21 protein-coding genes and 1 tRNA gene are annotated in these 20,567 nt (G+C 33.8%); 7 read left to right on the top strand and 15 right to left on the bottom strand.

From position 1 onward, the window contains the following. Positions 1-4: 4 nt before the first annotated feature. Positions 5-1,030 (bottom strand): oxidoreductase, encoded by a 1,026-nt coding sequence (locus ACFSC2_RS00650; RefSeq protein WP_379817321.1) that lies wholly within the window; start codon positions 1,028-1,030, stop codon positions 5-7. Positions 1,031-1,200: 170 nt separating this feature from the next. Between ACFSC2_RS00650 and ACFSC2_RS00645 the strand changes: the two genes are divergently transcribed. Further along, the gene (locus ACFSC2_RS00645) at positions 1,201-1,377 is read left to right on the top strand and encodes a hypothetical protein (RefSeq protein ID WP_379817320.1); all 177 of its coding nucleotides are present in this window, start codon (positions 1,201-1,203) and stop codon (positions 1,375-1,377) included. 69 nt (positions 1,378-1,446) lie between these two features. Here the strand turns inward: ACFSC2_RS00645 and ACFSC2_RS00640 are convergent. Continuing rightward, positions 1,447-1,520 (bottom strand) — tRNA-Ala (locus ACFSC2_RS00640). Positions 1,521-1,624: 104 nt separating this feature from the next. On the opposite strand from ACFSC2_RS00640, the gene ACFSC2_RS00635 reads away from it, so the two are divergent. From ACFSC2_RS00635 to ACFSC2_RS00620, 4 genes are all read left to right on the top strand, one after another. Further along, on the top strand, positions 1,625-2,389 hold the full coding sequence (locus ACFSC2_RS00635; RefSeq protein ID WP_379817319.1) for an enoyl-CoA hydratase/isomerase family protein: 765 nt from the start codon (positions 1,625-1,627) through the stop codon (positions 2,387-2,389). Positions 2,390-2,679: 290 nt separating this feature from the next. Continuing rightward, positions 2,680-2,856: a hypothetical protein gene (locus ACFSC2_RS00630; RefSeq protein WP_194140427.1), complete on the top strand. Its 177-nt coding sequence runs from the start codon at positions 2,680-2,682 to the stop codon at positions 2,854-2,856. A gap of 32 nt (positions 2,857-2,888) precedes the next feature. After that, the gene (locus ACFSC2_RS00625) at positions 2,889-3,341 is read left to right on the top strand and encodes a 6-pyruvoyl trahydropterin synthase family protein (RefSeq protein ID WP_379817318.1); all 453 of its coding nucleotides are present in this window, start codon (positions 2,889-2,891) and stop codon (positions 3,339-3,341) included. A 74-nt stretch (positions 3,342-3,415) separates the two neighbouring features. Further along, positions 3,416-4,159, top strand: coding sequence for a UDP-2,3-diacylglucosamine diphosphatase (locus ACFSC2_RS00620; RefSeq protein WP_379817317.1), 744 nt, complete (start codon positions 3,416-3,418; stop codon positions 4,157-4,159). Here ACFSC2_RS00620 and ACFSC2_RS00615 read toward each other — a convergent pair whose 3' ends face one another. The 8 genes from ACFSC2_RS00615 to ACFSC2_RS00580 all read right to left on the bottom strand — a co-directional run bounded on the left by ACFSC2_RS00615 (position 4,160) and on the right by ACFSC2_RS00580 (position 12,743). Next, on the bottom strand, positions 4,160-5,368 hold the full coding sequence (locus ACFSC2_RS00615) for a cytochrome c3 family protein (RefSeq protein ID WP_379817316.1): 1,209 nt from the start codon (positions 5,366-5,368) through the stop codon (positions 4,160-4,162). It abuts the gene before it with no gap. 83 nt (positions 5,369-5,451) lie between these two features. Next, positions 5,452-5,808, bottom strand: coding sequence for a hypothetical protein (locus tag ACFSC2_RS00610; RefSeq protein ID WP_379817315.1), 357 nt, complete (start codon positions 5,806-5,808; stop codon positions 5,452-5,454). A gap of 230 nt (positions 5,809-6,038) precedes the next feature. After that, positions 6,039-6,953 carry an alpha/beta hydrolase gene (locus ACFSC2_RS00605; RefSeq protein ID WP_379817314.1) on the bottom strand — a complete coding sequence of 305 codons (915 nt, stop codon included), beginning with the start codon at positions 6,951-6,953 and terminating at the stop codon, positions 6,039-6,041. 114 nt (positions 6,954-7,067) lie between these two features. Continuing rightward, positions 7,068-8,351 carry an MFS transporter gene (locus tag ACFSC2_RS00600; protein WP_379817313.1) on the bottom strand — a complete coding sequence of 428 codons (1,284 nt, stop codon included), beginning with the start codon at positions 8,349-8,351 and terminating at the stop codon, positions 7,068-7,070. Further along, entirely contained in the window at positions 8,338-10,041 is a 1,704-nt protein-coding gene (recJ, locus tag ACFSC2_RS00595; protein ID WP_379817312.1) for a single-stranded-DNA-specific exonuclease RecJ, read from the bottom strand. The genes ACFSC2_RS00600 and recJ overlap by 14 nt, the downstream gene beginning before the upstream one ends. Positions 10,042-10,347: 306 nt before the next feature. Next, entirely contained in the window at positions 10,348-10,692 is a 345-nt protein-coding gene (locus ACFSC2_RS00590) for a HopJ type III effector protein (RefSeq protein WP_035681760.1), read from the bottom strand. Between the two features lie 168 nt (positions 10,693-10,860). Beyond that, positions 10,861-11,580 carry a 16S rRNA (cytidine(1402)-2'-O)-methyltransferase gene (gene rsmI / locus ACFSC2_RS00585; RefSeq protein ID WP_379817311.1) on the bottom strand — a complete coding sequence of 240 codons (720 nt, stop codon included), beginning with the start codon at positions 11,578-11,580 and terminating at the stop codon, positions 10,861-10,863. Between the two features lie 110 nt (positions 11,581-11,690). Further along, a complete protein-coding gene (locus ACFSC2_RS00580; protein ID WP_379817310.1) occupies positions 11,691-12,743 on the bottom strand; it encodes a hypothetical protein in 1,053 nt (350 codons plus the stop codon). Between the two features lie 234 nt (positions 12,744-12,977). On the opposite strand from ACFSC2_RS00580, the gene ACFSC2_RS00575 reads away from it, so the two are divergent. After that, positions 12,978-13,568, top strand: coding sequence for a thymidine kinase (locus tag ACFSC2_RS00575; protein ID WP_095928508.1), 591 nt, complete (start codon positions 12,978-12,980; stop codon positions 13,566-13,568). A 23-nt stretch (positions 13,569-13,591) separates the two neighbouring features. Continuing rightward, positions 13,592-14,011, top strand: coding sequence for a hypothetical protein (locus ACFSC2_RS00570; protein ID WP_379817309.1), 420 nt, complete (start codon positions 13,592-13,594; stop codon positions 14,009-14,011). Between the two features lie 81 nt (positions 14,012-14,092). On the opposite strand, the gene rpoN is transcribed toward ACFSC2_RS00570, so the two are convergent. The 5 genes from rpoN to ACFSC2_RS00545 form a co-directional block, all read right to left on the bottom strand. Next, positions 14,093-15,553, bottom strand: a complete 1,461-nt coding sequence (gene rpoN / locus ACFSC2_RS00565) for an RNA polymerase factor sigma-54 (RefSeq protein WP_379817308.1) — start codon at positions 15,551-15,553, stop codon at positions 14,093-14,095. A 137-nt stretch (positions 15,554-15,690) separates the two neighbouring features. Then, the gene (gene asnS / locus ACFSC2_RS00560) at positions 15,691-17,139 is read right to left on the bottom strand and encodes an asparagine--tRNA ligase (RefSeq protein ID WP_379817307.1); all 1,449 of its coding nucleotides are present in this window, start codon (positions 17,137-17,139) and stop codon (positions 15,691-15,693) included. 213 nt (positions 17,140-17,352) lie between these two features. Next, on the bottom strand, positions 17,353-17,652 hold the full coding sequence (locus ACFSC2_RS00555) for a hypothetical protein (RefSeq protein ID WP_379817306.1): 300 nt from the start codon (positions 17,650-17,652) through the stop codon (positions 17,353-17,355). Positions 17,653-17,753: 101 nt separating this feature from the next. Next, a complete protein-coding gene (locus ACFSC2_RS00550; RefSeq protein ID WP_379817305.1) occupies positions 17,754-18,035 on the bottom strand; it encodes a hypothetical protein in 282 nt (93 codons plus the stop codon). Between the two features lie 44 nt (positions 18,036-18,079). Continuing rightward, positions 18,080-20,446, bottom strand: a complete 2,367-nt coding sequence (locus ACFSC2_RS00545; RefSeq protein ID WP_379817304.1) for an efflux RND transporter permease subunit — start codon at positions 20,444-20,446, stop codon at positions 18,080-18,082. Between the last annotated feature and the right edge of the window lie 121 nt (positions 20,447-20,567).

Raw genomic sequence — 20,567 nt, 5'->3', positions numbered from 1 at the left:
CATTTTAATGACGATTGTCACATTGAATGTAAATTTCTTCTTTTGATTTGTCTATCAATGAAATCACTGGACAGCCGAATGATTCGTAAAGAAAACCAAATACAACTGGCGGTTTATCTTTAAAAAGTTTACCTGTATACTGCTCAATGACGTTGTCAGGATTTTGATAGTTTAGAGGAGAAGGAGAAGTGCCTTCGCTTTGGCTGTATAATTTTTCAAGAATAATATCTTTTGTTTCTGCATTGAGGATAAACAGGCGACGAGCAAAAACTTCTTTCCTGCTGTCTAGATAATCTTGTATGAAATAGTGAAAATTATTGTTTTTGTAAAAATACGTACCTCCCAAAGTGGTGTTTTTCAGCAGTTTTCGATCTTCATTTTTTAAGGCTTTAGAAGGAAATTCTGCAGCGGTAGTTTTTTTCCAAGCAATAGGCGTTAAACCCTCTTTTGAAAACGGATTTTCTTTACCAACATAAACTATTGCATCGCGATAATATTCGCTGAATCCGTTAAGTAATTGTTTGTTTATAGAAAAACCAACCATGTAATCATATGGTTTATAGGGCCAGTCTTCCTGAGAAGAATAACCATTGAGTAATGCAGAAGCTTTTAAGTTTTTAATAGCAAAACGAGCGAGTTTATTTTTTCCATAATCGTAGGCAAACAAAGAGTCATTTTCTGAAATATTAATTTTAGACAGAAATTTTTTTCGCTGATTCGCTTCGAGCGTCATATACTCTGCTGATAATATTCCCCTTTCTTCGATGTTGGGTAATGCTTCGGCGTCATTTTCGTTTAGCGGATAAATGTCAGACAGCGAAATAAAAGCTATATCACTGCTGTCTTTTGGCATTATATTAAATAAATTGATGCTTTCTTTTCTTGGAGTTTCTTGATCGGTTATAGAATCGTTTTCGATATTTTCGACAGGAGCGGGAAGTGCTTCAACGCTTCCAGGCTCTTGCTTCTTATTGCAAGACAATAGTAAAAGAAATGAAAATGTAAAAATGGAAAAAGTTTTACTATTCATAAAATGGCAGTTTAAATTTTTTAATCTTTATCGATAAATGTAAGAAAATCATTGAGATAATGACTTCTGAAAAATACATTTTTTCTTTAGTCTTATAATGATAAAACTCTTAACCTTTTGATAATGTGAGGTAATGCTAAAAACTTTATTTTTAATTTAAAATTAAAGTTATGGAAATCAATTGGGGAATAATAGCAGTTGTTGCAGTGATTGTATTAGTAATTGTCATAATTACACTTCGTAAAAATCTGCGCGAGAAAAAGAAACTTGAAAATTTATTGAATAACGATTTTAAGAAAGAAGAGGAAGCAGATGTTAGTGGTGATGATCCAGCCAATGAAAAATAGGAAATTATAATTTCTGTAAAATAGATAAAAAAAACCTTGTAAATCTGTTTTACAAGGTTTTTTGTTTTGTGGAGAATACCGGATTCGAACCGGTCGCCTCTACGCTGCCAGCGTAGCGCTCTAGCCAAATGAGCTAATCCCCCAAAGTCCTAGCAAATAAAGTTAATTAATTCTCAAAAAACAAATTTCAAACGTCTTAGTCAGAATTATTTTTCAAAACCGTAACTTTACGTTTAAATCAATTTTTATGAGTTCAGAATATCAGAATGGATCTTTACAGACAACTATAAATAATACCGTTGCGACAGTGCAGTTCGGACATCCAGCGAGTAATTCTTTTCCTAGACAATTATTGAATCTATTGACTTTAGAAATTAATGAATTAAGTCGAAATGAAACAATTTCTGTAATTGTTTTACAAAGCGAAGGCTCAAAAGTATTTTGTTCTGGAGCTTCGTTTGACGAACTTTTAGAAGTAAAAAATCATGAACAAGGAATTGAATTCTTTTCTGGCTTTGCACATTTATTGAATGCAATGCGAAACTGCTCAAAAATAATTATTGGAAGAGTGCAAGGAAAAGCTGTTGGCGGCGGTGTCGGCATTATTTCGGCCTGCGATTATGTTTTTGCAACGCCCGAAAGTGCAATAAAACTCTCTGAATTGGCAATCGGAATTGGTCCGTTTGTGATTGAACCAGCGGTTTCTAGAAAAATAGGAAAACCAGCCATGACCGAAATGACACTTGCAGCAACAGAATGGAAATCGGCAGAATGGGCTTTAAAGCACAAATTGTATTCGGAGATTCACACAGCAGATAAATTAGATGAGGTTGTTGAAAATTTTGCTCAAAAACTCAGTTCGTATAATCCAGAAGCTTTGTCAGAAATGAAAAAAATAATCTGGGAAGGCACAGAAAACTGGGAATCGCTTCTTTTTGAACGCGCAGCAATTACAGGAAAATTGGTTTTGTCTGATTTTACAAAATCGGCTTTATTACAATTTAAGAAATAAGTTTTTCTGCCACAGATTATATGGATTAAAATGATTTTTAATCCATATAATCTGTGAAATCTGTGGCAAAAAAAACAAAGAATATATTTTACATATTTAAAATCTATGTGTGAAAGCGAGCTTTTTCAATAAACTTTGTAGTTGAAAATAAAAAGCTATGTTTCTATGTGTTTAAATTTTCGACATTTTTTTAGCTAACAAATATCATATTTTGACTTTAAACGTTTACGCATCTTTGTCAAAGTTTTAAACTTGACAAAGATTGTCTGATAATCAAATAAAATATTAAAATGAAACTCATTTCATTACTTCAAAAAGTCGATGTGGCAGAGAAAATAAAAGAAGCTCCAGACAGCAGTTATCAAATTGGTGTAGTCATCGGATCGTTTATTCCTTTTGTAATCTTAATCGGACTTGCTTATTGGATGTATAACCGTGCTAAAAAAAGAGATGAAAACGGTTATTAATTCGTAAATTTGCAACCTAAAAATGCAAATCGATGAGTAAAATCAGAATTACAAAACAATTTAATTTCGAAACTGGACATGCTTTGTACGGTTACGACGGAAAATGTAAAAACGTTCACGGGCACAGTTATAAATTATCGGTAACGGTTATTGGGTCGCCAATTACAGATCGATCGAATGTAAAATTCGGAATGGTAATCGATTTTTCGGACTTAAAGAAAATTGTAAAAGAAGAAATCGTCGATCAATTTGATCATGCAACTGTTTTTAATGAGACTACACCGCATATCGAATTGGCAAATGAATTGAAAAACCGCGGTCATCATGTAATTTTGGTAGATTATCAGCCAACAAGCGAAAACATGGTAATTGATTTTGCTAAAAAAATTGTGGCAAGACTGCCAGAAGGAATTTCTCTTTTTTCACTAAAACTTCAGGAAACAGAATCTTCTTTTGCAGAATGGTACGCTTCGGATAATTTGTAAAATTCCAATTTTTAAATTCCAAATTCCAATCTTCAAGGAATCTAAACCTAAAGTCTAAAACCTAAAATTCCTCCATGAAAAAAATATATTTCGCTTCTGATCAACATTTTGGTGCGCCGACTCCAGAATTGAGTTTGCCGCGCGAAAAGAAATTTGTTGCCTGGCTTGATGAGGTAAAAGAAGATGCAGAAGCTATTTTTCTTTTAGGAGATTTGTTCGATTTTTGGTTTGAATATAAAACAGTTGTTCCAAAAGGTTTTGTTCGAATTCTGGGTAAACTGGCTGAAATTCGCGACAGCAGTATTCCGATTTATTTCTTTGTTGGAAATCATGATTTATGGATGAATGATTATTTTGAAACCGAATTAAATATTCCCGTTTATCACGATAACAAAGAATTTACTTTTAACGGAAAAACTTTTTTAATTGGTCACGGTGACGGAAAAGGTCCCGGCGATAAAGGTTATAAAAGAATGAAAAAGGTGTTTACAAATCCATTTTCAAAATGGCTTTTCCGTTGGCTTCATCCAGATGTTGGAGTAAGTTTAGCGCAATATTTATCGGTTAAAAACAAATTAATCTCTGGCGATGAAGACGTGAAGTTTTTAGGCGAAGAAAACGAATGGCTGGTTTTATACGCCAAACGTAAGCTGGAAACCAAACATTACAATTACTTTATTTTCGGACATCGTCATTTACCAATGATTCTTCCGGTTGGTGAAAATTCAGAATATGTCAATCTAGGCGATTGGATCGGTTATTTTACGTACGGCGTTTTTGACGGCGAAAAATTTGAATTGAAGAAATTCGAAAAATAATTATTTTTTAGCATTCGGATAAATTCCGATTTTATGCGTTCTCAAAATATAATTTGACAATTGTTTGTTGTTTGAAAGCTGAAAACTAATCGAATTTGAAGGTCGTTTCGGCATATGACATTCAGCACAATTATCGGCTAAACGTCCAGAAACCGATTTTAAGGTTTTATCGGTATGTTTTGTTGTTTGATGACAGCTCATACAGATTTTAGAATAAGAAGCCATATTTTTAGAAGCATTCTCGTGTGGATTATGACAAGTAATGCAATCCATTTTTTCACTTTTGATAAAACATTTACTTTGCGCCATTAAGCGAAACTGGTTTCCATGAACATCAAATTGGGCAGTATCATTGATGCTTTTAGTCTCACGGTAAAAATCAGATAAATGATCGCCGGGTTTAAAGTCAAAACGTGATTTTAATTTCATTCCGTCATTTCCTGCATGACAAAGTGCACAGGCATCTAATCTTTGCTGTCTGTCCAAAGATTTGAAACTTACAATACTATTTGCTGTTTTTACATTTGGATTTTTTAAATGAAAATCGACATGTTTTTTTGCAGGCCCGTGGCAGCGCTCACAGTCAATTCCGTAAACAATTGTTTTTTTATTGATAACATCAACGACTTCCATTGACATGAAATTTTTGTCTGCCGAACTTTGATCAACAGTTCTCGAACTAATATTAGAACTATGACAAGCGTAACAGTCCTTTAAAACCATTCGGTCAAAATAAGGTTTGTCTGCTGGGAAACCGGGACTTGTTGCCCAATTATTTGCAGAATGATAAAACGAAATCGGTAATTCGTAAGTATTACCATCTTTCCAATACACAGAAGTCTGCGCATGTTTGGAGCCAAAAACAATTTCAAATTTATATCTCGCTGTTTCTTTTCCGTTTTTGTATAAAACCTGATACAAACTATCGCCATCTTTTTCCATGACAAGTTTGGTGTCTTTATCGTAAATGAAAGTATGATTTTTAGAATCAAAATCTCCTGCAACGTTTCCTAATATTGCTGGAGCAGTCGCTTTAAAATGCGAACTTTTTAAAGCCATTTCTGATTCTATTTTATGGCATTGAATGCAGCTTTCAGATCCCGCATAATCGGTGCCGCGAGGATCAATGTATTCTTCAGATTTGTTGTTGCAGCTGGCAAAACAGATTGCCAGAAAAGGTAGGACAAGTAGAAATACAGCTTTTTTCATTGCTGTAAATATACTTTTTTTTGTTTTGAATCAAAATATATTTCAATAATGAAAAAATGCTGTTAAAATATTTAGAATGTTTCTTAATTCATTCCAACTCCATAAATATATTCATCTAGCTCAATTTTAAACAAAGAGCCTTCAACTAGATCTTTAATCGATTTTAATTCCGTCATATTTACAGCCAAATCGATAGAAGTGCATGGGGTTTTCAATAAAAATTTATGACAGGAATATTTCATTTCGCAAGCTTCACAACAAGCATTTTCAATCATACTGTCTTCGATTAAATCGCAAAAATGATTTAATTCTGGAACAGTAAAATAAAAGCCGGTTTCTTTAAAAACCAATTGCACTTTGTCTGAAATAGTCGTGTTATGATCTTTCCAATAAAAAGCTATTCCAAAGTTATTATGATATATCTGCTCAATTTCTCTCATCGTAAATACTTTTATTTCAACAAATATAAATATTATTTATATTAATTCTAAATAAAAAATTCATAAAAATTTGAAAAATATTTTGAACCATATAAGTGATATAAGTTCATTATAAGTTAATTTTTTGAAATTGTTTTAAAGTAGTCACAAAAAAACTCCAGTTAAATCTGGAGTCTCTTTAAAAGATATTCATTAATTAAATGAACTTATATCACTTATATGGTTTAAAACTATTTCAACCATTTATTCATGTTTGAAAGAAATTCTTTTTGTTGGTCAACAAATAAATAATGAGAGCAATTATCAAGGAAAGCAAAATGTAGTTCGCCTGCGATATTTTTAATTGAAGTAATTTGTGCCGATGAAAAAACCCCATCGTCTTTACCGTAAATGGCAAAAATAGAAACTCCCGAAGCTTTTATTTTATTTAAGAAAGGTCTGGTGTCGATATTATTTTGTTTTTCATTTTGATAAAAAAGTAATGGAGCGTTTTTGTTTCTGATATTGGTTTTAAAAAATTCTCCAGCCTCATAATCTGCATACAATTTTTTAGATTCGGCAGTTGGATTTGGCATTTTAAAAGCGTTGTTTTCTCCCGCAAGCTCGTAGCATTTTTTGCGATATTCGGCTGTATTTTTATCTAGATTTTCAACAGTTTTGATTCTCGCTAATTGTTGAGAATCATTATTGTATTTTTTCTTCAGTGTATTTAGAATATGATCATACGTTTCCTGCTGTGAAAATAAAGCGCCTGCTAAAACCAAAGCGCTCACATTTTGCGGATATTTATTGGTATAAAGCGTACCGACCAAACCTCCAAAACTGTGACAAAGAAGAATAACTTTCTTTAAATGATATTTTTTATAAATCGCGTTTAAATCCCGAAAAGCTTCTTCATAAGTAAATGTCGCCTTTGGGTCAATAGATCTTCCTTCGCCTCTTCGGTCATAAGCAATTACATAAAATCCTTGATCGGCAAGATTTTGAGCCGTCGTTCCTTCAAATAAAGTGGCATTGCCGCTTGGACCGCCGTGAATAAAAATGAGCGGTTTATGCTTTTGATTTCCGTATGTTTTGATATAAAGATTTTGTCCTTTTGCTAAAAAGGAAAACGTTAAAAAGAAAAAGGTTATTAATAATCTCATCTAAAAAAAAATCAAAGTTTTCATCTAATCAACCATAAAGTTTGTCATTTTAAGGAAGAAACTTTACGAGTCTAAATTGAACTTATATCACTTATATGGTTTCAAAAAAAAGAATTACTCCAATTTCTGATGATCTTCCATATCTCTTTTTAGATCTAAATTTCTAAAAGTCGGAGATTTTAATGCGGTGAAAATTACAGTTAAAAGTGTAACACTTCCTCCAAAAACAACAGATGTTACTGCACCCATTAATTTGGCAGTTGCACCACTTTCGAACGCACCTAATTCATTTGATGAACCAACAAAAATGGAGTTTACAGCACCAACACGTCCGCGCATATGATCGGGAGTTTTAAGCTGTAAAATAGTCTGGCGGATAACAACTGAAATTCCGTCTGCCAGTCCGCTTAAGAATAAAGCGAAAACAGAAAGCCAGAAATAGGTTGATAATCCGAATAAGATGATCGATAAACCAAAAACAAAAATGGCGACTAAAAGTTTTTTTCCTGCATTTTCATACAAAGGAACGTAAGCAGAAACCAGCATCGTAATAAAAGCTCCAACCGCAGGCGCAGCTCTTAAAATTCCAAAACCTTCAGAACCCACTTTTAAAATATCCTGTGCAAAAACAGGTAATAATGCTACAGCGCCTCCAAAAAGTACAGCAATCATGTCAAGGGATAATGCGCCTAGAACAATTTTGTTTTTAAATACAAATGTTAGCCCTTCTGTAAGACTGTCTTTTAGAGATTCTCCAACTTTCGGATTTATGATTGGTTTTTGACTGATTTGAGATAAAGCAATTAAAGAAAGAATTGAGAATCCAAATACCAAACACATTGACCAGTGAACGCCAATCCAGTTAATTGAAAAGCCTGCAAGCGCCGGCCCCATTACAGCTCCAATCTGCCAAACCGAACTGCTCCAAGTTGCAGCGTTTGGATATACTTTTTTAGGAATAATTAAAGATAGAAGCGAGAAGATAGTTGGTCCCATGAAAGAACGTACAATGCCGCCAAAAAATACAAGAGCGTAAATCGAATACAAAATAACATGAGTAGACCAGCCTCCAATTACTTTTGGCCAAGTCAATAAGAAAAGTCCAAAACTAATTACTGAAAAACCTAAAATACATTTTACTAATAAACTCTTCTTTTCTCTTTGATCTACAATATGTCCAGCAAATAAAGACATGGAAACAGCAGGAATAATTTCCATTAAACCAATAATTCCTAACGAAAGCGGATTTTTAGTTAAACTATAAACTTCCCATTCGATTACGATAAACTGCATCGACCAAGCAAAAACCATTGCAAAACGCAGCAATAAAAAAACGTTGAATTCTCTGTAACGAAGCGCCTGATACGGATCTGGCTTATTAGATTTAATCTCTTCCATTTGTTCTAATGTCTTTCAGCATAAGCTGTGTTGAAATGTTACCGTTCCATTCATTTTCAGAAATGCAGTACGCAATTTGAAACGGATTTTGATTTTGTGCTATGTTTAATTTTTTTCCTAATCCAAACCCGATTGAAGAAATGCCTTCTGAGTTGTCCTGTTTTACAAAAAGCCTTAGATGTTCATCTTCTGAACCTAAAGTTTTGGCATAACCAGTATCTTTTACATTTGAAGTCATAAAAACGGGAGTCATATTCTGAGGTCCAAAAGGTTCAAATTGTTTTAAAATTCGAATTAATTTTGGTGTAATGTCCGAGAAATCAATTTCAGCATCAATTTCTATTTCGGGCGTTCGCATTTCAGGCAGAATAGTGCTTTCTACACATTTTTCGAAAGCATCTTTAAACGGTTTATAATTTTCTGCTTTCAACGTCATTCCGGCTGCATACATATGACCTCCGAATTGTTCCAAATGTTCTGCGCAAGCATCTAACGCATTGTAAACATCAAAACCTTTTACTGATCTTGCCGAAGCGGCATATTTATCACCACTTTTAGTAAAGACCAAAGTCGGTCGATAATAGGTTTCGATTAATCTTGAAGCTACAATTCCGATTACGCCTTTGTGCCAGTCTTCCTGAAAAACAACAGTAGAAAATCGATCTTGCTCGTTGTTATCAATAATCTGCTGGAAAGCTTCTTTTGTTATTTTTTTGTCTAGATCTTTTCTGTCCGCATTATAAAGTTCGATGTCTGAGGCAAATTGCTGTGCTTGTTCAAAATCGAATTCAGTTAAAAGTTCAACTGCATGATTTCCGTGTTTTATTCTTCCCGCAGCGTTGATTCTTGGAGAAATAATGAAAACCACATCGGTTATGTCCAGAACTTTCTTTTTTACCTGATGAACCAAAGCTTTTATTCCTGGTCTTGGTTCGCTGTTGATGACTTTTAATCCGAAATAGGCTAGAACACGATTTTCGCCAGTAATAGGAACGATATCTGCAGCAATTGCCGTAGCAACTAAATCTAAATACGGAACTAAATCTTCAATAGTTTCGTTTCTATTTCGACCCAGAGCTTGAATCAGTTTAAAACCAACCCCGCAGCCGCACAGTTCATCATACGGATAATCGCAGTCTTCTCTTTTCGGATCTAAAACGGCAACAGCGTCGGGAAGAAATTCGCCCGGACGGTGGTGGTCGCAAATAATAAAATCAATGTTTTTGGCTTTTGCGTAGGCAATATGATCAATTGATTTAATGCCGCAATCCAGAGCGATAATTAATGAGATTCCGTTATCATCTGCGTAATCTATTCCTTTATATGAGATTCCGTAACCTTCGGCGTAACGATCCGGAATATAAGTAGCAATATTTGGATAATGTGATTTTAAATACGAAGAAACCAAAGAAACCGCCGTTGTTCCGTCAACATCATAATCACCAAAAACCATAATGTTTTCTTGATTTTCGATTGCCTGTTCTATTCTTGAAACCGCTTTATCCATATCTTTCATCAAATACGGATCATGAAGATGTTCTAAAGACGGACGAAAGAAATTCTTCGCAGCATCAAAAGTTTCAATTCCACGCTGAATCAAGAGGGAAGCAACAAAATCTTCTACATTTAAAGCTTGGGCCAAATGTTTGATTTTTTCTTCAGAAGGTTTTGGTTTTAAAGTCCAGCGCATTTTTTTTATTGTAGATTGTTGATTTTAGATTTTAGATTTGAAAAACCAAAAATCGTTTAATCGGGTAGGTAATTTTTTTTGCCACAGATAAAAATGATTTAAAAGATTATTTTTTGCCACGAATTACACGAATTTCCACTAATTTAATTCGTGCTAATTGGTGAAATTCGTGGCAACTTTCATATTAATCTGTGTTAATCCTTTTAATCTGTGGCAGAATATTTGTTTTAAACTTTGTCAAAGTTTTTAAGAGTTAGATTGCAAGTTTAGAAAATCTAAAATCTACAATCTGAATTCTAAAATATATTATTTCGCTTCTAATGCATTTCCTTCGAACTTAATTCCGTCCCAGCCTAAGTTGATGAAATTTCTAATGTTCTGATGATTGGTTCCGTTTGGATCACCTAAAACTTCTTCAAAATAAAAAGCGCCAAAACAAGCTAACGTTTCTTCTTTGCTTAAGTTTTGAAGTTTTGCGAAAGAAAACAATTTGCAAGAACCTGAGTTTTCGCCTGCTGCGTTATGTTGTGTTCCGTTTTGAAAAGCAGTTGGAGTAAAGTTGTAGTTTTCTTCGATTACTGCAATAGTTTCAGGAAATGTGATTTGTGTTGGAGTTTGTTTTACTTTTTCTAAAAAGGCTTGAATGCTCATATTATAGGGTTGTTTTTTTTGCCACAGATTAAGAGGATTAAAAATGATTTTGTTTTTGCCACGAATTACACGAATTACACGAATTGAATTAGTGAAATTGGTGGAATTCGTGGCAAACTTTTTAATTAATCTGTGATAATCATTTTAATCTGTGGCTGAAATAATTATTTATTCTTCTTCGTCTTTTGAATATTTACTTTTTTTGGCTTCTTTCTCTATTGTTTTTCCAGCCACAACCACAACGATTTCTCCTCTTGGAGCGGTTTTTTCAAAATGTGCTAAAACTTCTTTTGCGGTTCCTCTCACGTTTTCTTCGTGTAATTTTGATAATTCTCGCGAAACACAAACTTGTCTGTCTTCTCCAAAATATAGAATAAATTCAGCTAAAGTTTTGACTAATTTATGTGGAGAAACATATAAAATCATCGTGCGCGTTTCTTCGGCTAAAGCCAAAAAACGGGTTTGACGTCCTTTTTTCTCTGGGAGAAAGCCTTCAAAAATAAAACGATCATTTGGTAATCCGCTGTTTACAAGAGCGGGAACAAAAGCCGTAGCGCCAGGAAGACACTCTACTTCGATTTTATTTTCTACACAAGCGCGTGTCAATAAAAATCCTGGATCTGAAATGGCAGGTGTTCCAGCATCCGAAATTAAAGCAATAGTTTCGCCAGCTTTTAATCTTGCAATTAAATTTTCGGTTGTTTTGTGTTCGTTGTGCATATGATGGCTGTGCATGTGCGTGCAAATTTCAAAATGTTTCAACAGTTTTCCGCTGGTGCGTGTGTCTTCCGCCAAAATCAAATCGACTTCTTTAAGAATCCTGATGGCACGAAAAGTCATGTCTTCAAGATTGCCGATTGGCGTTGGAACGATATATAATTTGGACATAATTTAATTTTAATATTTTAAACACGGATTGCGTGAATTGGCACAAATTCTGGTTTTTTGAAAAAATTACACCAGCATATTAATTGGTGAAAATTCTTGAAATTCGTGTTTTAAGAAAATTTCTTCTCAATAATTGCTAGAAAACGCTCTGCATAATCGTCTTTTCCTTCCCAATTATTGTAATCTGGTTTTACCATATTTTCTATAAAATCTTTTGCTTCGCTAAAAGAATCAAAAGTCAGTAATTGGTTTAATACACGACTGTAATCTTCGGCACTGTTTCCGAAAAGGTTTTTAGTGAATGCTATTCTGTCGTTTAAATCTATATGGAAGCCTCTTGCTAGTTTTTCGTTTAAAGTTGTTGCTTTTGCTTCGGCAGGTTTTTCTGTAACCGCAGTTTCAACAGTCTTTCTTTCGTTAAATTCTGAAATTGATGGAGGAGGATTAACGGCTTCAAAACTATCCACTTTTACAAACTGAGCATCAGCATAGTTGATTCCGAAATCTTCAAATAAAATAGTTGGAATAGGAGAGGCAGCTGTTTTTGGCTCTTCTTTGACTTCTTCTTTAGCGACTTCTGTAATTTCTTCTGTTTCTAATTCAAAAGCAGGTTTGAAATCTGGAATTGGTTTTAATTCGCTAAAAGTCCTAAAAGAATTTTCTTCTTCGGGTTTAATTTCTTCTTTAGACTCAATTACTGGTTCTTTTGTTTCTTCAATAATTGTTTCTTCAATTACAGCAATCGGTTCTTCTTTTATTTCAATAGCGGGTTCTTCAATAACTTCAACTTCTATTGTTGGAATTTCTTCGGTTTCTTCTATTTTATTTTCTAAAACAATTTCTTCTACAGGAACGGCTTCAATAACTTCTGGTTCTGGAGCGGTTTCAGTTAAAACAGTTTCTGGTTTTACCGCAGTTTCAACTTGAGCCGGAATTTCAATTATTTCTTCTTTATTGAAAATAGTTTCAATTTGAGATTCGATTTCGGCGTGCCCAATAGTTGGTTTCACTGCTTCAAAATTTTCATCTACAAATTTTAATACCGCCAATTTCTCGTATAATTTCTGCGTTTCAAGATACAATTGATTGATATCAGATTTGTTCTTGAGCTTTAAAATTCGGTGTGCAATGCTGATTAAATCGGCTTCCAATTTTTTTTTCATAACTATTGAAATTATCGTGAATAGGGTATTTTAGTATATTTTGTAATTGATTGTCTTTATTCTCTGCAGAATTCTAAGTGTTATTTTTTATTTCTGTTAATAAGCGATCGTGAATTCCCGATTTGATAAAAATTTTCTACTTTTGAAAAACGTAAAAGAGCAAAATTTTACACTCATTTATTACCAGTACAAAGTAATAAAAACTATTCATTTTTAAAGGTAGAAAAATACAAAATGTTTCTCGAAAATACAGTAAATCACAAAGAACAATTTGGGTGGATTGAAGTTATTTGTGGATCAATGTTTTCGGGTAAAACCGAGGAGTTAATCCGAAGACTTAAGCGCGCCCAGTTTGCCAAACAAAGAGTCGAAATCTTTAAACCCGCTATTGATACTCGTTATCATGACGAAATGGTGGTATCTCATGATGCTAACGAAATTAGATCAACTCCAGTTCCAGCAGCGGCGAATATTTTGATTCTGGCGCAAGGCTGCGACGTAATCGGAATTGACGAGGCACAGTTTTTTGATGATGAAATTATCACTGTATGTAACGATTTGGCTAATCAAGGAATTCGTGTAATTGTGGCTGGTCTGGATATGGATTTTAAAGGAAATCCGTTTGGCCCAATGCCAGGACTTATGGCGACTGCAGAGTATGTGACTAAAGTTCACGCCGTTTGTACACGAACAGGAAATCTGGCTAATTACAGCTTTAGAAAAACAGCTAATGATAAATTAGTAATGCTTGGAGAAACAGAAGAGTACGAGCCGCTTAGTCGTGCAGCGTATTTTAATGCCATGAAAAAAAATCAAGAAAAATAGATTATTAGACTAATAACACAAGTATGAGAAAACAAAACATCCTCTTATTAATTATTATTGTAGTTGCATTGGGGCTGGCTGTTTTCTTTCAGCTGTTTCTTTCTAAAAATTCAGATGAGGTAAATACAGAAGTAGTACAATTAGTTGAAAAATATAATAAAAACTGTCCGCTGGCTATTCAGGAAGGAATTCGCTTGGATAGTGTTACTCTTCATGAAGAAAGAGTCGTAAAATACAATTTGACCTTGTTAAATGTCGAAAAAGAATCGGCAGACATAACTGTTATTCGAGAAGAAATAAGAAAAAGTCTTTTAAGTACGGCAAAAGCAAATCCGGGACTTCAGGTTTTTAGAGATAATGATTATACTTTGAATTATAGTTACAGCGACAAGAAAAAGGTTTTTTTATTTGATGTCAAGATATTGCCGGACGAATATAAATAATTATACTTTTGTTGGTATTAGAATAAAACCCGACAGGTTTCAAAAACTTGTCGGGTTTTGTATAAAGTTTAGTCTGAAAAATTAAATCTTCTTTCTCATTCTAGCCACCGGAATATCCAATTGTTCACGGTATTTGGCAATAGTTCTTCTAGCAATCGGATAACCTTTTTCTTTTAAGATATCTGCCAATTGATCATCTGGAAGCGGTTTTCTTTTGTCTTCTTCCTCAATTGTATTCTTAAGAATCTTTTTGATCTCCAAAGTCGAAACATCTTCTCCCTGATCATTTTTCATTGCTTCAGAAAAGAATTCTTTGATCAGTTTTGTTCCGTATGGTGTTTCAACATATTTACTGTTGGCAACGCGCGAAATTGTCGAAATATCCAATCCAACCATATCGGCAATGTCTTTTAAGATCATTGGTTTTAGCTTGGTTTCGTCGCCGTCTAAGAAATATTCTTCCTGATAATGCATAATCGCATTCATCGTTACAAAAAGTGTTTCTTGACGTTGTCTAATCGCGTCAATAAACCATTTTGCCGAATCCAGTTTCTGTTTGATAAACTGAACCGCATCTTTTTGTGCAGTCGATTTATCGCGTGAATCTTTATAGGTCTGCATCATTTCCTGATAATCTTTAGAAACGTGCAGGGAAGGAGCATTTCTTCCGTTTAGCGTTAATTCTAACTCTCCATCAACAATTCTGATGGCAAAATCTGGAACTACATTTTCTGTAACTTTATTGTTTCCTGCGTAAGATCCGCCTGGTTTTGGATTCAGTCTTTCGATCTCGTGAATTGCTTTTTTAAGCTGTTCGTTCGAGACGCTGTATTTCTGTAAAAGTTTATCGTAATGTTTTTTAGTAAAAGCATCAAACTGATTTTCGATAATGTCAATTGCTAAATCAACATATTCGGTTGGTGTTTTGTGCTTTAATTGCAATAAAAGACATTCCTGTAAATCACGCGCTCCAACTCCCGAAGGCTCTAGTTCGTGAATTACATGAAGCATTTTTTCGACCATTGCTTCGTCAGTATAAATTCCCTGCGTAAAAGCCATGTCGTCTACAATATCCGGAATGCTTCTGCGGATATAGCCCATATCATCAATACTTCCAACAAGGAATTCAGCAATTTCTCTTTCCTGATCATTCAGGATAAAAGTATTCAGCTGATTAATCAAATCCTGATGAAAACTTATCGGAGCCGCAAAAGGAGTTTCGCGTTCTTCGTCATCGCTGTAATTATTTACCTGAGTTTTATAATCTGGTGTATCGTCGTCGCTTAGATATTCGTCAATATTAATGTCGTCCGCTTCGATTCTGTCTGATTCGTTATCATCATAATCGTCGTAGTCGTCATTGGCAAATTCATCAGCTTCGTATTCGTCTTCTTTTCCAGCTTCAAGCGCCGGATTTTCGTTCATTTCTTCCAATAAACGCTGTTCAAAAGCTTGCGTAGGCAATTGAATTAACTTCATCAGCTGGATTTGCTGTGGAGATAATTTTTGAGATAATTTTAAATTTAAAAATTGCTTAAGCATAAAAAAAGTTACTAAGATACTAAGGCGCAAAGGCACAAAGTATCTTATTATTGACGGATTAAATTCGTATTAAAATTATTTTATCTATAGTTTTAAAACCTTTGAGCCTTTGTACCTATGTACCTCAGAACCTTTGATTAAAATTCTGCACTTCCAGGAGTTCTTGGGAAAGGAATTACGTCTCTAATGTTTGTCATTCCAGTTACAAACAATACTAAACGTTCAAATCCTAAACCGAAACCGGCGTGTGTTGCAGAACCAAATCTTCTGGTGTCTAAGTACCAGTATAATTCTTCTTTGTCAATTCCTAACGCTTCCATTTTTTGAACCAGAACATCGTAACGCTCTTCTCTTTCAGAACCACCAACGATTTCTCCAATTCCAGGGAAAAGGATATCCATTGCGCGAACCGTTTCTCTTCCTGGCTCTGTATTGTCGTTCAAACGCATGTAAAACGCTTTAATGTTTGCTGGGTAATCGTATAAAATTACTGGGCATTTAAAGTGTTTTTCAACTAAATAACGCTCGTGTTCAGACTGTAAATCTGCACCCCATTCGTTGATTAGGTAACTGAATTTTTTCTTTTTATTTGGAGTGGAATCTCTTAAGATATCAATTGCTTCAGTATAAGAAACACGTTTGAAGTTGTTATCTAGAACAAAGTTTAGTTTTTCTAACAACGCCATTTCGCTTCTTTCTGCTTGTGGTTTTGATTTTTCTTCTTCTAAAAGTCTTCCTTCTAAGAAAGCTAAATCATCTTTACAGTTGTCTAAAGCGTATTTAATTACATACTGAATAAAATCTTCAGCCAAATCCATGTTGTCATCAAGGTCGTTGAAAGCAACTTCTGGTTCGATCATCCAAAATTCTGCCAAGTGACGAGAAGTATTTGAGTTTTCTGCTCTAAAAGTTGGTCCAAAAGTATAGATCTGACCCAAAGCCATAGCAAAAGTTTCACCTTCTAATTGTCCAGAAACTGTTAAGTTGGTATGCTTTTCAAAGAAATCTTGTTTGTAATCAATATTTCCTTCTTCATTTTTTGGAAGATTATCCAATGGTAAAGAAGTAACTTGGAACATTTCTCCAGCACCTTCAGCATCAGCTCCAGTAATAATTGGCGTGTTTACATAAACAAAACCTTTATCTTGAAAATATTTGTGAACCGCATAAGACAATACCGAACGCACACGCATAATCGCACCAAATGCATTCGTACGCACACGTAAATGTGCTTTTTCACGTAAAAATTCTAAACTAGGTCTGTTTCTTAATTGAATTGGATAAGCTTCTGCATCAGAATCACCAAGAATTTCTAATTTAGAAACCTGAATTTCGTATTTCTGTCCCGCACCTTTACTTTCTACCAAAGTTCCGATTACAGAAATCGAAGCACTTGGAGTAATTCTTTTTAAAGTCTCTTCTGGAGTATTTTCAAAATCAACTACACATTGTATATTATTAATTGTAGAACCGTCATTAAGCGCGATGAACTGATTATTTCTAAAAGTTCTCACCCATCCTTTTGCATTCACTTCCTGTAGCGTCGTCGTACTGTTTAATAAGTCTTTAACCTTTGTGTGTTTCATTGTTATTTAAGATTTTTAGATTGCTGATTTTACATTAAATAGAATCAGTGTTTTTTATATCGAATTGCAAATATAAACGATAATAATTAATTTTTGAAGCTGTTTCCCGCTCTCTGCTATATCTTTCTATTTTTAAAGAAAAAATAGAAAGGATGCCGCTTCGATCGGGGCTAGGATATTCGTTTTTAAAAGAGCTTTTTTGTTATCTCGGCTTTATAAATGATTCCAAATAAAGAATGTAAAATCTTTGCCAAAAATTGCTACAAATAAAATTGTCATTACAAATGAAATTAAAAAAGCTTTAAGCATTTGTCCATTTGGAAGAAGATCTAAATTTTTTAGAATTAATTTGATAATCACTCCTCCAATTAGTGTGTAAGTGAAAATACAAGCCCAATAGAGAATCGTATATCCAATATTAAAGATCTCTGAAATACCATCTTGCCCTTCGGCATGACAATTTATACTGCATAAAATTACAAAGACAGGTATTAATATTGTTTTCTTTATCACTTCTTGTCATTAAGATTTTAAAATTATTACTTTTTCAAATTCTCTAACTCGTAATTTCTAAGATTTCTTTCTATTCTTTTTTATTTCTAGAGATGATTTCATTACGAAAATGAAAACGCATCAAATAAAAAAAGCATTGCCAAAATTGTTACTACAAATGAAATAGAAAATGCCTTAAAGGTTTGGTTTTTTATTAAAAGCTTGTTTTTCTGTAAAATAAATTTCACAATCGCCCCTCCAATTATTGTAAATGTAAAAATCCAAAAGCAAATAAATAAAAGCTGTATAGCGTTTATAAATTGCCCCAAACCAGCTTGTCCTTCCGCATAACAACTTACATTAAACAGAAATAATAAGGCAAGAATTATTACACTTTTCTTCATGTTTTTAATTGGTGTAAATGCGTGAAATTAGTGGCAAAAAAAACTTATTTCTCCAAATTCTCCAATTCCTCTTTCTTAGTTTTCTTCTTCTCAAAAGTCAACACCAAAGAAGGCAATACAACTAAATTAGCAAACATTGCAAAAGCCAAAGTACAAGAAATCAATCCTCCTAAAGCAATTGTGCCGCTAAAGCTTGATAATGTAAAAGTTGCAAAACCTAAAATCAAAACCACTGAAGTATAAAAAGTACTGATTCCCGTTTCTCTTAAAGCACTGAAAACAGATTTTTTCACTTTTCCGCCACTTTGTAATAAGTCATGTCTGTATTTTGCCATAAACTGAATCGCATTATCAACCGAGATTCCGAAAGCGATACTGAAAACTAAAATCGTCGATGGTTTTAACGGAATTCCGAAATAACCCATTAATCCCGAAGTAATACAAAGCGGTAAGATATTCGTAATTACAGAAGCCATTACCATTTTGAACGAACGGAATAAATATAAAATCAGAGCGGCGATTGTCAAAATTGCGAAAATCAACGATTCGATTAAGTTGTCAACCAAATACGAAGTTCCTTTTTGAAAAACCAATGCTTTTCCGGTAACGGTAACTTCAAAACGGTCTTTCGGGAAAATTTCATCAATTTTAGAATGTAATTTTTTCTCGACTTTTGCCATTTCATCCGTTCCGATATCTTTCATGAAAGTCGTGATTCTGGCATATTGTCCAGTCGAATCTACGTAAGCTTTCATTAGATTTTCTTTGCTGTTTTTGGTCGCGTTTTTAGCATAACCCAAAATAAAGGTTTGCTCCTGTGAAGTTGGCAATTGATAATATTCAGGATTTCCGTTGTAGAAAGCCTGTTTTGCATATTTAACCAAATTCACCACCGAAACTGGTTTTGCCAATTCTGGAATTTCAGCAATTGTATTTTGTAATTCGTCCATTTTACGAATCGTCGAAGGCTTCATAACACCTTTTTTCTTTTTGGTGTCAATCATGATTTCTAACGGCATCACGCCATTGAATTCTTTTTCGTAAAATAAAATATCTTTAAAGAAAGAAGCGCTTTTTGGCATTTCGCCAATCAAACTTCCTGAAACTTTCATTTGTGAAACTCCAATTACACTGAAAACCAAAAGTAATCCGTAAATGATATAAACGAATTTTCGCTTTGATCGAACTAGATTTTCAACCACATTTAATAATGTTGAAATATAGGTTTTAGTCAAATGATATAAATGCTTTTCTTTTGGTAATGGCAGGAAACTGTAAATAATCGGCACGATGAAAAGTGTCAATAAATAAACAGAAATCACGTTGATCGAAGTCACCATTCCAAATTCGAAAAGAAGATCATTTCCTGTAATCATAAACGTCGCAAAACCAATAGCTGTCGTTAAGTTTGTCATCAAAGTCGAAACTCCGATTTTAGAAATAACACGTTGTAAAGCTTTTGCCTGATTATTATGTAATTTGATTTCCTGCTGGTATTTATTAATCAGGAAAATACAGTTTGTGATTCCGATTACGATAATCAGCGGTGGAATAATCGCCGTCAAAATCGTGATTTTATAACCAAATAATCCCAGCGTTCCGAATGACCAGATTACGCCGACAATTAAAATACAAATCGAAATAAAAGTAGCTCTAAACGAACGGAAAAAGAAAAAGAAAATCAATGAAACCGTTAATAAAGCCGCGCCGATAAAAAGACCGATTTCGCCTTTCATGTTATCCGCATTGATCGTTCTTATGTATGGCATTCCCGAAACGCGAAGATCAATTCCCGTAGTTTTTTCGAATTTATCGATTTTCGGAACTAAATTTTCAAGAATAAAAGTTTTTCTTTCAGCCGTATTTACCAATTTTTTATTCATGTAAATAGCCGAACGAACGCTGCCGCTTTCTTTGTTAAATAATAATCCTTCGTAAAAAGGTAAATTATTAAATAAATCATGCTGAACGCTTTTCAAATATGCAGGATCCAGAGTTTTACTTTGATCAATAAATGGAGCTAAAACAAATTTTTCGTTTACAGTATCTTTTTCAAGTTTTTTTAAATCATTTAAAGAAACAACCAAATCAACTTCTTTCGATTCTTTTAAGCCTGTCATCAATTCGTTCCAGGCTGCGTAATTTTTAGGTGTAAAAAAGTTTTTATCCTGAAAACCGATCACAATTAGGTTTCCTTCTTCACCAAACTTGTCAAGAAATTTTTGATATTCTTTGTTTGCAATATGATCTTTTGGAAGCAGATTTGCCTCGGTATAAGTCATAGAAAGGTTTTTCCATTGGTAACCAAGGAAAATGGTTAGCGCAGAAAGTATAACTAATATCGTAATTCTGTTTTTAAGTATAATTCGGGCCAATTTCTCCCAAAATCCTACTTGAATAGCATTTTTCATAATTTTTCTAAAATGGATGCAAATGTAGTGAAAAGTGCTCGAAATGTTAAATAAACGGCGCTATTTTACTTAATGTTAACACAAATTGAGAAGTTTTCAGTTTGTGATAATTTCTTTCTTT

It is taken from the genome of Flavobacterium artemisiae (genome assembly GCF_042678225.1).
Taxonomy (GTDB): Bacteria; Bacteroidota; Bacteroidia; order Flavobacteriales; family Flavobacteriaceae; genus Flavobacterium; species Flavobacterium artemisiae.
The sequence above is the reverse complement of the archived record's forward strand: the minus strand, read 5'-3'. Positions and strand labels throughout refer to the sequence as shown.

Coding starts and splice junctions, on each gene's coding strand:
- ACFSC2_RS00650 (WP_379817321.1), bottom strand. CDS start 1,030: ATGAATAGTAAAACTTTTTCCATTTTTACATTTTCATTTCTTTTACTA.
- ACFSC2_RS00645 (WP_379817320.1), top strand. CDS start 1,201: ATGGAAATCAATTGGGGAATAATAGCAGTTGTTGCAGTGATTGTATTA.
- ACFSC2_RS00635 (WP_379817319.1), top strand. CDS start 1,625: ATGAGTTCAGAATATCAGAATGGATCTTTACAGACAACTATAAATAAT.
- ACFSC2_RS00630 (WP_194140427.1), top strand. CDS start 2,680: ATGAAACTCATTTCATTACTTCAAAAAGTCGATGTGGCAGAGAAAATA.
- ACFSC2_RS00625 (WP_379817318.1), top strand. CDS start 2,889: ATGAGTAAAATCAGAATTACAAAACAATTTAATTTCGAAACTGGACAT.
- ACFSC2_RS00620 (WP_379817317.1), top strand. CDS start 3,416: ATGAAAAAAATATATTTCGCTTCTGATCAACATTTTGGTGCGCCGACT.
- ACFSC2_RS00615 (WP_379817316.1), bottom strand. CDS start 5,368: ATGAAAAAAGCTGTATTTCTACTTGTCCTACCTTTTCTGGCAATCTGT.
- ACFSC2_RS00610 (WP_379817315.1), bottom strand. CDS start 5,808: ATGAGAGAAATTGAGCAGATATATCATAATAACTTTGGAATAGCTTTT.
- ACFSC2_RS00605 (WP_379817314.1), bottom strand. CDS start 6,953: ATGAGATTATTAATAACCTTTTTCTTTTTAACGTTTTCCTTTTTAGCA.
- ACFSC2_RS00600 (WP_379817313.1), bottom strand. CDS start 8,351: ATGGAAGAGATTAAATCTAATAAGCCAGATCCGTATCAGGCGCTTCGT.
- recJ (WP_379817312.1), bottom strand. CDS start 10,041: ATGCGCTGGACTTTAAAACCAAAACCTTCTGAAGAAAAAATCAAACAT.
- ACFSC2_RS00590 (WP_035681760.1), bottom strand. CDS start 10,692: ATGAGCATTCAAGCCTTTTTAGAAAAAGTAAAACAAACTCCAACACAA.
- rsmI (WP_379817311.1), bottom strand. CDS start 11,580: ATGTCCAAATTATATATCGTTCCAACGCCAATCGGCAATCTTGAAGAC.
- ACFSC2_RS00580 (WP_379817310.1), bottom strand. CDS start 12,743: ATGAAAAAAAAATTGGAAGCCGATTTAATCAGCATTGCACACCGAATT.
- ACFSC2_RS00575 (WP_095928508.1), top strand. CDS start 12,978: ATGTTTCTCGAAAATACAGTAAATCACAAAGAACAATTTGGGTGGATT.
- ACFSC2_RS00570 (WP_379817309.1), top strand. CDS start 13,592: ATGAGAAAACAAAACATCCTCTTATTAATTATTATTGTAGTTGCATTG.
- rpoN (WP_379817308.1), bottom strand. CDS start 15,553: ATGCTTAAGCAATTTTTAAATTTAAAATTATCTCAAAAATTATCTCCA.
- asnS (WP_379817307.1), bottom strand. CDS start 17,139: ATGAAACACACAAAGGTTAAAGACTTATTAAACAGTACGACGACGCTA.
- ACFSC2_RS00550 (WP_379817305.1), bottom strand. CDS start 18,035: ATGAAGAAAAGTGTAATAATTCTTGCCTTATTATTTCTGTTTAATGTA.
- ACFSC2_RS00545 (WP_379817304.1), bottom strand. CDS start 20,446: ATGAAAAATGCTATTCAAGTAGGATTTTGGGAGAAATTGGCCCGAATT.